This window comes from Oxalicibacterium sp. (assembly GCF_057353965.1).
On record NZ_JBMQZD010000001.1, the window covers coordinates 449,591 to 464,607 of the forward strand.

12 protein-coding genes and 2 tRNA genes are annotated in these 15,017 nt (G+C 58.8%); 7 read left to right on the forward strand and 7 right to left on the reverse strand.

Annotation, left to right across the window (positions count from 1 at the left end):
- Positions 1-36: 36 nt before the first annotated feature.
- Entirely contained in the window at positions 37-2,130 is a 2,094-nt protein-coding gene (gene uvrB / locus ACO1VH_RS02275) for an excinuclease ABC subunit UvrB (protein ID WP_486242126.1), read from the reverse strand.
- Between the two features lie 118 nt (positions 2,131-2,248).
- Between uvrB and ACO1VH_RS02280 the strand changes: the two genes are divergently transcribed.
- From ACO1VH_RS02280 to ACO1VH_RS02290, 3 genes are all read left to right on the forward strand, one after another.
- Positions 2,249-3,463, forward strand: a complete 1,215-nt coding sequence (locus ACO1VH_RS02280) for an amino acid aminotransferase (protein WP_486242127.1) — start codon at positions 2,249-2,251, stop codon at positions 3,461-3,463.
- A 104-nt stretch (positions 3,464-3,567) separates the two neighbouring features.
- A tRNA-Asn gene (locus tag ACO1VH_RS02285) sits at positions 3,568-3,643 on the forward strand.
- Positions 3,644-3,799: 156 nt separating this feature from the next.
- Entirely contained in the window at positions 3,800-4,009 is a 210-nt protein-coding gene (locus ACO1VH_RS02290; RefSeq protein ID WP_486242129.1) for a hypothetical protein, read from the forward strand.
- Between the two features lie 3 nt (positions 4,010-4,012).
- On the opposite strand, the gene ACO1VH_RS02295 is transcribed toward ACO1VH_RS02290, so the two are convergent.
- Together ACO1VH_RS02295 and ACO1VH_RS02300 are read right to left on the reverse strand one after the other, a co-directional pair.
- Positions 4,013-5,353, reverse strand: coding sequence for a class I SAM-dependent methyltransferase (locus ACO1VH_RS02295; protein WP_486242131.1), 1,341 nt, complete (start codon positions 5,351-5,353; stop codon positions 4,013-4,015).
- Positions 5,354-5,852: 499 nt separating this feature from the next.
- Positions 5,853-6,167, reverse strand: a complete 315-nt coding sequence (locus ACO1VH_RS02300) for a hypothetical protein (protein ID WP_486242133.1) — start codon at positions 6,165-6,167, stop codon at positions 5,853-5,855.
- Positions 6,168-6,594: 427 nt separating this feature from the next.
- Here ACO1VH_RS02300 and ACO1VH_RS02305 point away from each other — a divergent pair, with 427 nt between their 5' ends.
- Positions 6,595-9,222, forward strand: coding sequence for a bifunctional diguanylate cyclase/phosphodiesterase (locus tag ACO1VH_RS02305; protein ID WP_486242135.1), 2,628 nt, complete (start codon positions 6,595-6,597; stop codon positions 9,220-9,222).
- 182 nt (positions 9,223-9,404) lie between these two features.
- Positions 9,405-10,202, forward strand: a complete 798-nt coding sequence (locus tag ACO1VH_RS02310; protein WP_486242137.1) for a hydroxymethylpyrimidine/phosphomethylpyrimidine kinase — start codon at positions 9,405-9,407, stop codon at positions 10,200-10,202.
- A gap of 130 nt (positions 10,203-10,332) precedes the next feature.
- On the opposite strand, the gene ACO1VH_RS02315 is transcribed toward ACO1VH_RS02310, so the two are convergent.
- The 4 genes from ACO1VH_RS02315 to ACO1VH_RS02330 form a co-directional block, all read right to left on the reverse strand.
- Positions 10,333-10,407 (reverse strand) — tRNA-Val (locus ACO1VH_RS02315).
- Positions 10,408-10,444: 37 nt separating this feature from the next.
- Complete coding sequence (gene dnaQ, locus ACO1VH_RS02320) at positions 10,445-11,152, reverse strand: DNA polymerase III subunit epsilon (protein WP_486242139.1); 708 nt, start codon at positions 11,150-11,152, stop codon at positions 10,445-10,447.
- Positions 11,153-11,198: 46 nt separating this feature from the next.
- Positions 11,199-11,639, reverse strand: coding sequence for a ribonuclease HI (gene rnhA, locus ACO1VH_RS02325; RefSeq protein ID WP_486242141.1), 441 nt, complete (start codon positions 11,637-11,639; stop codon positions 11,199-11,201).
- Positions 11,632-12,417, reverse strand: coding sequence for a class I SAM-dependent methyltransferase (locus ACO1VH_RS02330; protein WP_486242143.1), 786 nt, complete (start codon positions 12,415-12,417; stop codon positions 11,632-11,634). Before ACO1VH_RS02330 ends, rnhA begins: the two co-directional genes overlap by 8 nt.
- A 3-nt stretch (positions 12,418-12,420) precedes the next feature.
- Between ACO1VH_RS02330 and gloB the strand changes: the two genes are divergently transcribed.
- Entirely contained in the window at positions 12,421-13,194 is a 774-nt protein-coding gene (gene gloB, locus ACO1VH_RS02335) for a hydroxyacylglutathione hydrolase (RefSeq protein ID WP_486242145.1), read from the forward strand.
- Between the two features lie 231 nt (positions 13,195-13,425).
- Positions 13,426-14,931, forward strand: a complete 1,506-nt coding sequence (locus ACO1VH_RS02340; protein WP_486242147.1) for a transglycosylase SLT domain-containing protein — start codon at positions 13,426-13,428, stop codon at positions 14,929-14,931.
- The last annotated feature ends 86 nt before the right edge of the window (positions 14,932-15,017 follow it).

Consider the following 15,017-nt stretch of genomic DNA (forward strand, 5'->3'; position numbering starts at 1 on the left):
CAACGGCAAAACCGTCGACGGCCTTCCTCGCACGCGTCACTTGCCCGTCCCGGAAGACAAGTGGTCGCCGACGTTCGCGCCGAACAACTGTTCTTTCAGAACGCCCAGCTGATCGCGTACCTGCGCCGCCTTCTCGAACTCCAGATTCTTGGCGTGTTCGATCATCAGTTTTTCCAGACGCTTGATTTCCTTGCTGACCTGCTTTTCGCTCATCGATTCGTACTTTGCCGCCTCCTGCGCAACCAGTTGCTCCTGACGCGCTTCGTGCGGGCTATAGACGCCGTCGATCAGTTCGCGGATTTCCTTGCGGATGCCGGCCGGCGTAATGCCGTGCGCCTCGTTGAATGCCATCTGCTTGGCGCGGCGACGCTCGGTCTCGCCGATCGCGCGCTTCATCGAATCGGTCATCTGATCCGCATACAGGATCGCCGTACCCTGCAGGTTGCGTGCGGCGCGGCCGATGGTCTGGATCAGGCTGCGCTCGGAACGCAGGAAACCTTCCTTGTCCGCATCGAGGATTGCCACCAGTGACACTTCCGGAATATCCAGACCTTCGCGCAACAGGTTGATGCCGACCAGCACGTCGAAAGTACCGATACGCAGATCGCGGATGATCTCGACACGCTCGACCGTGTCGATGTCGCTGTGCAGGTAGCGCACCTTGATGCCGTTGTCGCTGAGGAATTCGGTCAACTGTTCGGCCATGCGCTTGGTCAGCGTCGTCACCAGCACGCGCTCGTTCTTCTTCACGCGGTCCGTAATTTCCGACATCAGATCGTCGACTTGGGTCGAAGCCGGCCGCACGTGAATGATCGGATCGACAAGGCCGGTCGGACGCACGACCTGCTCCACTACCTGATCGGCATGCTGGTTTTCGTAATCGGCCGGCGTGGCGGAAACGAACACGGTCTGCCGCATCTTGCTTTCAAACTCGTCGAAGCGCAGCGGCCGGTTGTCCAGCGCTGACGGCAGACGGAAACCGTAATCGACCAGGTTCGTCTTGCGCGCGCGATCGCCGTTGTACATGCCGTTCAGTTGGCCGAGCAACACGTGCGACTCGTCCATGAACATCAGCGCATCCGGCGGCAGGTAATCGACCAGCGTCGGCGGCGGATCACCAGGCTTGCCGCCGCTCAAATGCCGCGAATAGTTTTCGATGCCCTTGGTAAAACCGATTTCCTGCATCATTTCCAGATCGAAGCGCGTGCGCTGTTCCAGCCGCTGTTCTTCGACCAGCTTGTTTTCCTTGCGGAAGAATTCGAGACGGCCGCGCAATTCCTCCTTGATCGTCTCGATCGCGCGCAACACAGTCGCGCGCGGCGTCACGTAGTGCGAGCCCGGATAGACGGTGAAGCGCGGAATCTTCTGCTTGACGCGGCCGGTCAGCGGATCGAACAGCTGCAGGCTTTCAACCTCGTCGTCGAACATCTCCAGCCGCACCGCCAGTTCGGCATGCTCGGCCGGGAAAATGTCGATCGTGTCGCCGCGCACGCGGAAGGTGCCGCGGCCGAAATCGACTTCGTTGCGCGTGTACTGCATCTGGATCAGGCGCGCGATCACGTCGCGCTGGCTGATTTTGTCCTTGGCGCGCAGCGTCAGGATCATCTGGTGGTATTCGTTCGGATTGCCGATACCGTAGATCGCCGAAACCGTTGCCACGATGACCACATCACGCCGTTCCATCAGCGATTTCGTGCACGACAGGCGCATCTGCTCGATATGCTCGTTGATCGACGAATCCTTCTCGATGAACAGATCGCGCTGCGGAACGTAGGCTTCCGGCTGGTAGTAGTCGTAGTAGCTGACGAAGTATTCCACCGCGTTCTGCGGAAAGAACTCGCGGAATTCGCTGTACAGCTGTGCCGCCAGCGTCTTGTTCGGCGCAAACACGATGGCCGGACGCCCCAGGCGCGCAATCGTGTTGGCAACCGTATAAGTTTTTCCCGAACCAGTCACGCCCAGCAGCGTCTGGTAGAACAGGCCGTCGTTGATGCCCTCCACCAGCTTGTCGATCGCCTCCGGCTGGTCGCCGGCGGGCGGAAACGGCTGGTACAGGCGGAACGGTGACCCGGGGAAAGTAACGAACTTCGATTCGTCTGGAGATGTAGGAACTTGGGATAAATCAGACATTGACACCTGACCTTTGGTAGAATTATGAGCTGCATTCTCCACGCAAGACTTGTGGCCTTGCGCTTCATACAACCCGTCTGCAATCACGTCCTTGCAGCCAACTTTTGATGTTATCACGATGAACGCACCTATTCCTGCCTCGCTCCTTACCGCCATCGAGATGGCGCCCCGTGATCCTATCCTCGGCATCACCGAAGCCTTCAACGCAGACAAGAACCCGAAGAAAGCCAACCTCGGCGTCGGCGTCTACTATGATGACAACGGCAAGCTGCCGTTGCTCGAATGCGTACGAAAGGCCGAAGCGCAGATGATGGAAAAGCTGTCGCCACGCGGTTACCTGCCGATCGACGGCCTGGTCGCTTACGACAAGGCAGTGCAAGACCTCGTATTTGGTGCCGATAGCTCGGTTGTCAAGGACAAGCGCGCAGTAACCGCGCAAGCCATCGGCGGTACCGGCGCACTGAAGCTGGGTGCCGACTTCCTGAAGCGCTTCTCGCCGAACGCGCAAGTCTGGATCAGTGATCCAAGCTGGGAAAACCACCGCGCGCTGTTCGAATCGGCCGGCTTCGTCGTCAACACCTATCCGTACTATGAAGAAGCATCGCACGGCGTGAATTTCGCCGGCATGCTGGACACGCTGAAATCGGTTCCAGCCGGTTCCATCATCCTGCTGCACGCCTGCTGCCACAACCCGACCGGCGCCGATCTGACCGATGCACAATGGAAGGAAGTCATCGCCGTCGTCACGTCGCGCGGCCTGATCCCGTTCCTCGACATGGCCTATCAGGGCTTTGGCGATGGCATCGAATCCGACGGCAAGGTCGTGCGCCAGTTCGCCGAAGCCGGCGGCCCGGTGTTCGTCTCGAACTCGTTCTCGAAATCGTTCTCGCTGTACGGCGAACGCGTCGGCGCATTGTCGATCGTTGCCAACAACGCAGAAGAAGCCGCACGCGTGCTGTCGCAACTGAAGCGCGTGATCCGCACCAACTATTCGAACCCACCGACACACGGTGGTCAGGTCGTCGCGACCGCGCTTGCCAGCCCGGAACTGCGCAAGCTGTGGGAAGACGAACTGGCCGGCATGCGTGTGCGCATCCGCGAAATGCGCCAGGCTTTCGTCGAGAAACTGAAAGCGCAAGCGCCGAGCCACGATTTCGATTTCGTGATCCAGCAACGTGGCATGTTCTCGTACTCCGGCCTGACGAAAGCGCAAGTGGATCGCCTGCGCGAAGAGTATTCGATCTACGCTGTCGACACGGGCCGCATCTGCGTGGCTGCACTGAACAGCGGCAACATCGATTACGTCGTCTCGGCGATCGCGAAGGTCTTGTAAAAACGGGAATGAAGGCTGCGCGAAAATTTTCTGCAGAAAAATAGAAAAATTGCTGCGCAGCCTTTGACAACTTCCGATTAATCCGCCATAATTTCGTTCTCTGTTCCCTGATAGCTCAGTCGGTAGAGCGACGGACTGTTAATCCGCAGGTCCCTGGTTCGAGTCCAGGTCGGGGAGCCACAGAATACAAGGCCCTACGTGAAAACGTGGGGCCTTTTCTTTTGTCTTTAGGCAGAATAATAGACAAACGTCTCATTGTGATTCATTGAGCCATCGCACGGCATGAATCGTACCGGCAGACGCAACTGGCCCACTCAACAATGTCTCGAGGAAAACATGGCGACACCGGAAGAACTGCTCCATCGACTTGAAGCCATCCAGACGCTCTTTACCGCCGAAGGATTGAGCACACGCGTACGCGGCGAACTCGAAGCGATCGAGGAAGCGCTTGTCCAGTCCAAACAGGAAAATCCCGATCTCGACTACGACGACGTCTCGGACGACATCGTCGATTTCTCCATCTTCGCTTTCGGCGGCTGCTACTGATTCCTAGCCGACAGACTTGCCGGCGTAGATGTCCTGGCGCGTCAGGGGCACCGGCGTGATGCCATTGTTCCGTCTCGACGACAGGATCTGATAGATGCCGGTTCCACCCAACTCGAATTCGCGCGCGCAGGCCGCCATGTAAAGCCGCCAGACGCGGTATGCAGCTTCACCGACATGCTGCAGCGCTTCCTCGCGATGCGCCTCCAGCCGGTTGACCCAGTGCCGCAGCGTCATCGCGTAATGCGGACGCAACGCCTCCACGTCGTGAATTTCGAAACCGGTTTGCTCCATGCGCCGCTGGATGTTGCTGACCATATCCAGCTCGCCATCCGGGAAGACATAGCGATTGATGAATTCGGTATCGACCGTGTGTTTCCAGCCTTCCGAATCGTGCGTGATGCCGTGATTGAGAAACAGGCCGCCCGGTTTCAGCACGCGCATCACCGTCGCGTTGTAGACCGGCAGGTTCGCCAGGCCGACATGCTCGAACATGCCGATGCTCGATACCTTGTCGTACACGCCCTCACCTTCCAGATCGCGGTAATCGCGCAATTCCACCGTCACAAGATGTTCCAGGCCTTCGCGGCGAATGCGTGCCTGCGCATATTCGAACTGTTTCTCGCTCAGTGTGATGCCATGCGCCATCACGCCGTAATGCTTGGCCGCCCAGCACACCATCGCGCCCCAGCCGCAGCCGATATCGAGCAGGCGTTCGCCCGGCTTCAGACGTAATTTGCGGCAGATCAGATCCAGCTTGCCGCACTGCGCCTTCTCCAGCGACTCGTCCGGCGTCTCGAAATAGGCACACGAATAGACCATCTGTTCATCCAGCCACAGCCTGTAGAAATCGTTCGAGACGTCATAGTGGAAGGAAATCGCTTCCTTGTCGCTGTTGCGCGAATGCCGATGCCGGAATCCGCCGGCGGCGAACTGGCCTGCCGGGAATTCGCGCGGCTTCGAAGGCAGGCGCAAGGCATCGCGCACCAGCGCCCAGCGCTTGCCTAGCGAGAAATCGAAATTCTGGAAATACTGCTTCAGCCCCAGTGCCGCATACAAGTCGCCCTGCACGTCGATCAGTCCGTTGATATAAGCATCGGCCAGCGGCAGTGGGCTACGGTTGAAAACCAGCTTGCGCAACACCGACAGATCCCGTAGCAGCAGCTTGAATTTCGGCGTCGCGACCTCGATCAGGTTCAACTCGTCACCCACGGTTCGCAGCACGGTCGCACCCGGAAAACTGCCCAGTAGCTGATTGAGTATACGAACGGCAGCGTCAAGTTGGGAAGAATGGGCGGCGTCGATTTCCGCCAGTGAGGAAGAAGCCGAAAGATTGCGATCGTTCATTGTTGCTCCCTATCTGAAGAAGTACGAACGGCGTGCCGTCGGACTATCCGACATCAACGACAGGATAGTGCCGCCGGACAACGGCGATTGAGCTCAGGCAAGAAAATGAAGTTCGTGGCGTTCGCGTACCTTGCCGTGCAAGGTGCGCGCTGCCGCGAAACAGACGCGGGCAAAAGAAAGATGTGCATGCGCAGAAATGGGCAGACGACGAGACTGTCGCGGATGAAATCTCATGTAACGCTCTCCTTCTCGAGGCAAGGCAGAAATCGGTTACGTCAATTCGTTCCGCCCCGGCAGCATGGCCGGGACAAGGCTGTGGGCCTTACGGTTCCAGCAGCAAGATAGCAGATAAACAATGAATGTGCAGAAAGACTGTCGCTGCACAGGATATTCGTGTGCACAACATTGCGGGCCATGGGAAATTGCAGGCAGACCGCGAAAGCGGAATGCACCGGCGGCGGCCGATGAACCAGGCCGCCGCCGGCATGGATGCATTCCGTCAGAACCTAGGCAGATCCATCAATGAACGTCCCGGCACGTTGTGATCGATCGTATCGATATCCTCAATGCCATGCTGATGCACAACAATGTGCACGCGCGGTCCCAGCACCATCTCACCACCCACATGGAAGGCGGTCGCCACTTCGTCGCCAAAATGCAGCGCATCGACGACGAGATTCACATCCTGTTCGACCGTGACAGCTTCCCAGCCCGGCGAACCATTCCCCTTGCGATGGCCTCTTCCCCATCGCACCATTTCCACCTTGTCTCCTGCATCGTTGAATCGCACCGCTTCTATCAAGTGGACTGCCATCGATTCCTCCGTCAAAGATAAAGTGAGCTGCGTGCCCATGGTACGCGCGCTGTTGGATGACAGCAAGACAGCAAGAGTTCTCCATTCGCCCCTTTGAATAAGCTTTTTTCGGGCGGATGGAATGTTAATTCTTCGTTTGCCAAAAGGACGGTCTGCCGTTTTTTGTTAAACCATGAAGGACAACAACAGCCGGAAAGTGCGCCAATACGGTGTTGTTACGCCACATCGTCTAAAACCTTCCACCCAGCGCACGCATTTGTTAATTGCATGGATGCGCTTCGTCGATCCCCCCATGAACATGGGATACCCATCCTGCGATGAATCACTACACTGCCCCGCTTCGATTGCCTCATGGAAATATCGGTTAGCTCGATATATCGCCATCGCACCGGATTCCTCCAACCTTTTCGCTCTTCCCGGCCGCTCCATGCATCTGAAGATTCCCGAAAATCGTTTTCGTGACGGCTGGAGCCTCTTCATCAGGCACAACCTGCGGTTTCTGCTGTTGTATCCGGGTATAGCGTTGATTCTGAGCGCTCTCCTCTGGAGCGTCATCGACGCCAAGCTCGACGACGACAAGGCCTCGCTGGAAGAACAGGCATACCGGCAGGCAACCTCGATCTCACGCACCTATGCACAATATCTGACACGCACCGTCGAACAGCTGGACCAGCTATCGCGGCAGATCAAATACAGCTGGGAACGATCCGACAATCGCACCAGTTTCGGTGACATGGCCGCCAACGGCCTGTTGAGCATCCCGCAGTTCGTCTCGATTTCCATCTATGACGAAACCGGCAGGCCGGTCACGGCATCGATGCCGATCACACGTCAATTCACGGTCAGCGACCGCGATTATTTCCGCATCCATCGCACCAATCCCGATAGCGAACTGTTGCTCGGTGCACGCACCGTCGGGCGACTGAGCGGGCGCGAGATCATCCAGGCCACGCGCCGCATCGACAAGCGCGACGGCTCGTTCGGTGGCGTGCTGGTGATGGGCGTGGCGCCCGCATTCTTCTCGCTGTTTGCCGGCGATCCAGTGCTCGACAAGGGCGGTATCCTCGCCTTTCTCGGCGAGGACGGCATCGAAAGAATGTGGCAGGCCAGCGGCATGGCCGACAGCACACCCGGCCTGCTGAGCGCGCAACGATATATCGTCGCCGAGCAAAAGCTGAACGGCTATCCGTTCGTCGCCCTGGTTGCGCTGGATCGCGCGCAGGTAATGCAGGCTTACGCACGCGATGCCGCGCTGTATCGTCAGATCGCCATTGCAGTCAGCATCGCATTGTTCATATTCGCCATCGTCGCAAGCTGGGTATCGATTCGCCTGAACTGGCGAAAACGGCAGGCCGAATCGATACGCGAAACTTACCGGCTCGCGACCGAAGGCGGCAACGAAGGTTTCTACATCCTCGTGCCGTATCGCAACCGCAGCGGCCGTATCGTCGATTTTGGCATCGGCGACTGCAACGAAAAAGGCGCGGCACTGTTCGGCATGAACCGGCGCGATTTTCTTCGCACGCGCATTTCGACCTTCTATTCCGGCGAATACCTCGAGCGGTTGATGCATACCTATCGCAGCGCGATGGAAACCGGTTTCTACGAGGATGATTACCGGGTACCGGAAGAAAGTCCCATCTCCGCCGAATGGCTGAACCGCAAGTTCGTGCGTTCCGACAACGGCCTCGCCGTCACCGTGCGCGACATCAGCGAATCCAAACGCCACGAACGCGAACTGGCCCGACGCGCCTCCGAAGACGGCCTGACCGCGCTGCCCAACCGCCGCTGGCTGATGCAATACCTGCCGCAGGCACTGGTCGCCGCGCACGACAACGCGGCACAAATTGCCATTCTGTTCATCGACCTCGACGACTTCAAGATCATCAACGACACGCTCGGCCATTCAGCCGGCGACCAGTTGCTGTGCGCCGTTGCGGCACGGTTGAAATCGGTGCTGCGCTCGACCGACAAGGTGATACGCATCGGCGGCGACGAATTCACCGTCGTGCTGGAAGGCGTGCATACCGAAGAAGAAGTCGCGCACATCGCATGCGCACTCAATCAGACGCTGTGCGAGCCGTTCGAACTGATGCGCGGCCCGGTACCGCAAAAGCATCGCATCGGCGCGTCGATCGGCATCAGCATGTTTCCGCGCGACGGTCGTGACGTCGATACGCTGTTGAAGAATGCCGACATCGCCATGTACGCTGCAAAGAACGGCGGCAAGGGACGCTTCCGTTTCTACGACTGCATGCTGTATGAAACCATCCGGAACCGCCTCGATACCGAACAGGAACTGATGCAGGCAATCCACGACGATCAGTTCCTGATCCATTACCAGCCGCGCGTACACGCCCACTCGGGCAAGCTGCTCGGCGCCGAGGCGCTGATCCGCTGGCAGCATCCGGAACGCGGCCTGATCCAGCCTGCCGATTTCATCGCGCTGGCAGAAGAAACCGGCATGATCGGCCAGATCGGCGACATCGTGGTCGACAAGGTCTGCGCGCAAGTGACGGACTGGCGCAGCCAGGGGCTGGACGTCGTGCCGATCTCGGTCAACATCTCGGCACGCCAATTCGACGACGACAAGGTGCGACGCACGATCACCGCCGGCCTGGAAAAATATGCGCTGCCATCGTCGCTGCTGGAAATCGAACTGACCGAATCCGCGATGATGCATAGCGACGGCGCCCTCTTCGACCAAATCGCCGGCCTCAGCGGCATGGGCATCGGCATCCACATCGACGACTTCGGCACCGGCTATTCGTCGCTGTCGCAATTGCACCGGATGGATACCGACGTGTTGAAAGTCGATCGTACGTTCACATCGCAACTTGGACGTGGCAAGGACGGCGAACGCTTCTTCACCGCCATCGTGTCGATGGCAAAGGCGCTCGGCATGCGCGTCGTTGCCGAAGGCGTGGAAACAGCGGAGCAGTTGTCCATCCTGCGCACGCTGACCTGCGACGAAATCCAGGGCTTTTTCATCGCCCACCCGCTACCAGCCGACGAAATGCGCGAACTGATGCGCCAGCCGCATCTGTTTGCCTGAAACGCTCCGGTCGGTCGATAGCGCGGCTATTGCCGCCATTCGCAAGCTGCTGGCGAATACGGCAATTTCCCTCGATGCCGCAGTTATAATAGCCGGCGCCCGATGCGGCTCCGCTTCTGCAGCAATGCATTCCGCACCGCATCCATTCACGTCTGTTTCAACGCATAGCAATTTCTGTCGAGATGAACACTTCCAGTACGCGTCCCATCGTTCTCTGTCTTTCCGGCCACGATCCGAGCGGTGGCGCCGGCCTGCAGGCCGACATCGAAGCGCTGATGGCGCAGGGCTGCCACGCTGCGCCGACTGTCACGGCGCTGACCGTGCAGAACTCGATCGACGTTTCCGATTTCCGCGTACTCGATGCCGCATGGGTACTGGCGCAGGCCGATGCCGTGATCTCGGACCTGACGATCGCCGGCGTCAAGCTCGGCATGCTGGGTTCGGTGGAAATGGTGGATACCGTCGTGCAGATCCTGAAGCGCCTGCCGAACGTTCCGATCGTCTGCGACCCGGTGCTGCGTGCCGGCGGCGGCGGTTCGCTGGGCAAGGACGACGTCGGCTATGCGATGCGCGAGCGCCTGCTGCCGATCGCCACGATCGCCACGCCGAATCTGCCGGAGGCACGCATCCTCGCCGAACTGCCGGACGGCACGCCAGATCAATGCGCGGAGAAAATCCTGCCTTTCTGCCAGCATCTACTGATCACCGGCGGTCACGGCAGCGAACATGAAGTGCACAACCGCCTGTATTCGCGCGACGGCGCGTTCAAGACTTTTGTCTGCGAACGTCTGCCGGGCAACTATCACGGCTCGGGCTGCACGCTGGCCAGTACACTGGCCGGCCGTCTGGCATTAGGGGAAGACATGATGCAGGCCGTCGAAAATGCGCTGGCCTATACCTGGCGCGCATTGCGCGACGCCGACAAGCCCGGTGCCGGCCAGCATTTCCCGCGCCGCTTGCCGCTGGATTTCTGCAACTAAAACTGAAGCACTGCTGCGGCGCAATCGCCACGGCGATGCGCGCCCTATCTTTCAGATGTACGCATTTCCCGCGCAAACTTTCCATGCAAACAAAAAGCCCGCCTTTCGGCGGGCTTTTTGCGGAATGTCCTGGTGGGAAGTACAAGTTTCGAACTTGTGACCTATCGCGTGTGAGGCGATCGCTCTACCCCTGAGCTAACCTCCCGGAGAGACGCGGATTATGGCACAAAAGTGCCGCCGCATCAATGTGCTTCTTCGGCGGCACGCCACACGGATTGACCTCTTACTTCCTTGTCGAGACCGTCCAGCAGCGATGCGTGCGCGGCAAGCTCCTCCGCATCGGCGACATGCACGATGATGTCCGCCAGCGCCACCACTTCCAGCTCCACACCGGCCGTCGCCACTTCGGGTTCCAGATCCATCGACAGGCTGTTCTGCCCGCGCGTCATCGCCAGATAGACTTCGGCGAGCAGTTCCGCATCGAGCAATGCGCCGTGCAGCACGCGATGTGCATTCGAGATGCCGTAGCGATCGCACAAGGCATCCAGCGAATTGCGCTTGCCCGGATACAGGCTCTTGGCTTCCATCAGCGTATCGATGACACCGGCGACATGATCGGTGAACTTGCCCATCGAAACCCGCTTGAACTCTTCGTCCAGGAAGCCGAGATCGAACGGTGCGTTATGAATGATCACTTCGGCATCGCGAATGTAAGCGTGCAGTTCATCTGCAATTTCCGCGAACTTCGGCTTGTCGCTAAGGAATTCGGTCGTCAGGCCGTGGACCGCCAACGCGCCTTCTTCCGAATCCCGCTCCGGATTGATGTAGCGATGGAAATTGTTGCCGGTCAACTGGCGATTGACCAGTTCCACGCAACCGATCTCGATGATGCGGTCCCCCGAACGCGCATTCAGGCCGGTGGTTTCGGTATCGAGCACAATTTGTCGCATGGGTTATTCCTTCTGCAATTTCTGCAATGTCTGTCTATAGGCTGTGTCAGTCCGCCGCCACGGTTTCCACGCCGCGATTTGCCAGCGCATCGGCACGTTCGTTCTCCGGGTGGCCGTTATGCCCGCGCACCCAGCGCCATTCGACCTGATGGCGCGCCTGTGCAGCGTCGAGCTCCTGCCACAAGTCGGCATTCTTGACCGGCTCCTTCGCCGCGGTCTTCCAGCCGCGCGCCTTCCAGCCGTGTATCCATTCGCTGATGCCTTTCTGCACGTACTGGCTGTCGGTATGCACGATCACTTCGCACGGGCGCGTCAGCGTATTCAATGCCTCGATCACGGCCTTCAGTTCCATGCGATTGTTGGTCGTGCCGGATTCGCCGCCGAACAATTCCTTCTCGTGCTGGCCGAACATCAGCAGCGCACCCCAGCCGCCCGGCCCCGGATTGCCCTTGCATGCGCCGTCCGTGTAGATTTGTACCTTATCCATTCCCGCCTTGTTTATGTATCTTGTTGGCCGCCGGCACACCTTGCCGCGCCTTTGCCTTGTGCGTCTTCCAGGCCGGTCCGATCAGCCGCATGCCCTTGACACGCTTGATCGCCTGCACGATGTAGACCGCGCCCAGCACCGGCCACCAGCGTTCGCCGGCATTTTCCATGAAGGTAAAACGGTTCAGCCACTTTTCTGTTTCGCAAGGCGGTGCATAACAACCGAAACAGCCATTTGCCGTTTCCATGTTCAGCAGCTTCAGCCAGTCCTTGATGCGTGGCAAGCCGATGAAGTCACCGTCCTGCGGCAGGAAATAATCGTCGCTGATGCGGCCGAGCATCTGGCGCGCCCCCCACAGGCTCCACGGATTGAAACCGCAAATGATGACTTGTCCTTCGGGAATCAGCACGCGCTCCACTTCGCGCAGCACCTGATGCGGTTCGGTCACGAACTCCAGCACATGCGGCAGCACGACCAGATCGATGCTGGCGGAGGCATAAGGCAATTCCTCGAATTCCTGGATCGCCACCAGCGGCCGCGCCGTATTATCGTGATCGGCCGCTGGAAGTTGTACATCGGTCAACCACGTATGCGGCATGCGGCTGCCTCGCAGTGCTTCGATCTGTGGCAAGCCGATCTGCGTGGCATGGAAACCGAAGATGTCTGTGGTCAATTTTTCCAGGCAGTCCTGTTCCCAGCCGCGCACATAACTGCCGGCCGGGCTTTGTAGCCAGGCGCCGAGCGATATAATCGATTTTTCAGACGAAATATTGTCCATGCCATGCTGAATGTACTGACCGTCCCGGCGTTCAACGACAACTATCTGTGGATCATCCACGACGGCAACGCTGCCGCGGTCGTCGATCCGGGCGACGCCGCGCCTATCCTGGCGGCATTGAAAAAGCACAAGCTGTCGCTGGTTGCTATTCTACTGACACATCATCACGCTGACCACGTCGGCGGCGTCCCGACCTTGTTGCAGCACGCAAAAGTACCGGTCTATGCGCCGCGCAACGACCGCATTGCCAACGTCACCCAAACACTGGGCGAAGGCGACACGGTCCGTGTTCCCGAACTAGACCTGACGCTGTCGGTGCTCGACGTGCCTGGCCATACGCTCGGCCACATCGCCTACTTTGCGCCGGAACAGCACTGGCTGTTCTGCGGCGACACGCTTTTCGCCGGCGGCTGCGGCCGCATGTTCGAAGGCACGCCGAAACAGTTCCTTGCCTCGCTCGACAAGCTGGCGGCGCTGCCTGACGACACAAAAGTCTATTGCGCACACGAATACACGTTGTCCAACCTGCGCTTCGCGCAGGCCGCCGAACCGGGCAATACCACCATCGACGCACGCATGCGCGATGAACAAGCCAAGCGCGACAGCGGCGTACCGACCGTGCCGTCGACAATCGGACTGGAAAAGGCGACCAATCCCTTCCTGCGCACCCGCGAGCCCGGCATCGTCACGCAGCTGGAATCGGAAGGCCGCGCAAACAATAACGATCCGGTCACTGTGTTCGCCGCGCTGCGTGAGTGGAAGAACAGTTTCCGCTGACGCTGCCCGTATAACGATTGCGAAGAAACGATCGCAAATATCGTCAGTATCGCGTCGTTCATGGATGCACAATCGACAATCTGTCCGTGCATCGCTTGATCTTTTGCCATCTTTCCTCGCTGCAAAGCCTTGCCAGCTCTACAAATCTGCTTGACGCAGGAAAGCGGCTTTCCTTACACTCGGTACTTATTTTTTCAGCCGGCTAATGGGTCGGTCATTCTGCGAGAACCCATGCACCCGCCCGCATCCAGCCGACTGTTCAAAATTCTTTGCACCGCTGCATTTCCTCTTCTTCTCTCCGATATTTCCCATGCTAGCGATCTGTCGTTGCCACCGTATGACTGGGCCAAGGATGCCGCGCTGCAAAACAATCCCGAACTTGCCAACGATCCGCTGAGCCAGTTCACCGTCGACAGCGAGACCGATATCTGGATGCGCATCCGCCATGGCTTCGCGATTCCCGATCTGGTGGACAATCCCTTGGTCAATACCCAGACCACGTGGTACGCCTCCCGTCCCGACTACATCGCCCGCACGACCAAGCGCGCCTCGCTCTATCTGTACCACGTCGTCGAAGAACTGGAAAAGCGCAACATGCCGACCGAGCTCGCGCTGCTGCCTTTCATCGAATCGGCCTTCAATCCGCAGGCCTATTCATCGGCCAAGGCCGCCGGCATGTGGCAGTTCATTCCGTCGACCGGCCGCAGCTACAATCTGAAGCAGAACCTGTTCAAGGACGAACGCCGCAGCGTTATCGCGTCGACCGACGCCGCGCTGACCTACCTGCAAAATCTGTATGACATGTTCGGCGACTGGCAACTCGCGCTGGCTGCCTACAACTGGGGCGAAGGCTCGGTGCAGCGCGCGATCAAGAAGGCCGAGAGAGCAGGCAAGCCGATCAACTTCAACAGCCTGTCGGCCTACATGCCGGCCGAAACACGCAACTATGTACCCAAGCTGCAGGCCGTCAAGAACATCATCGCCACACCCGAAACCTATAACATCGTGCTGGAGAAGGTAGACAACGAGCCCTATTTCGTCAGCATCGCCAAGACACGCGACATCGACGTCAAGCTCGCCGCCCAGCTGGCCGAGATACCGATGGATCAATTCAAGGCGCTGAATCCGCAGTTCAACCGTCCGGTCATCACCGGCAGCAGCACCACCGAAATCCTGCTGCCGCAAAGCAATGCCGAAAAGTTCAAGGCCAATCTGGCGAAATGGACGCATGCGTTGTCTTCCTGGACGGCACACAAGGTGACCAGCGCACGCGAACGCATCGAAACCATCGCCGCCAAGTTCCACACGACTCCGCAAGTCATCCGCGAGGTCAACAACATTCCGCCGAAAATGGTGTTGAAGGCAGGCTCGACGATTCTGGTGCCACGTACCTCCGACATGCAGAAGGACATCACGCAGGAAGTCGCGGACAATGCCGTGCTGGCCATGGCACCGGAAGTGCCGGAAGGCAAGCGCATCCGCCTGACGGTCAAGAGCCGCGATACCTTGTGGTCGCTGGCCAATCGCTACAAGGTCTCCGTTGCACAAATCCGCAGCTGGAACAACCTGAATGGCAACCATCTGGCGGCCGGACAAAAGCTGGAGCTGTATGTCCGTGCAGTACGTAGAACCGTCAAGAGCCGCAAGACACACACGACGCGCCACGCTGCGGTCAAGCCGCATGGCAAGGTCAGGCTGGTTTCGACACGCGCGTCGGATACCGTCGCAATCAAGTAGGCGTCACGTCACCCATCGATTGCCGCAGTCTGTCCGGCATCGATCTGCCGCGCATCGGCTCCGCTTCTTTTCGCCTCTTTTCATCG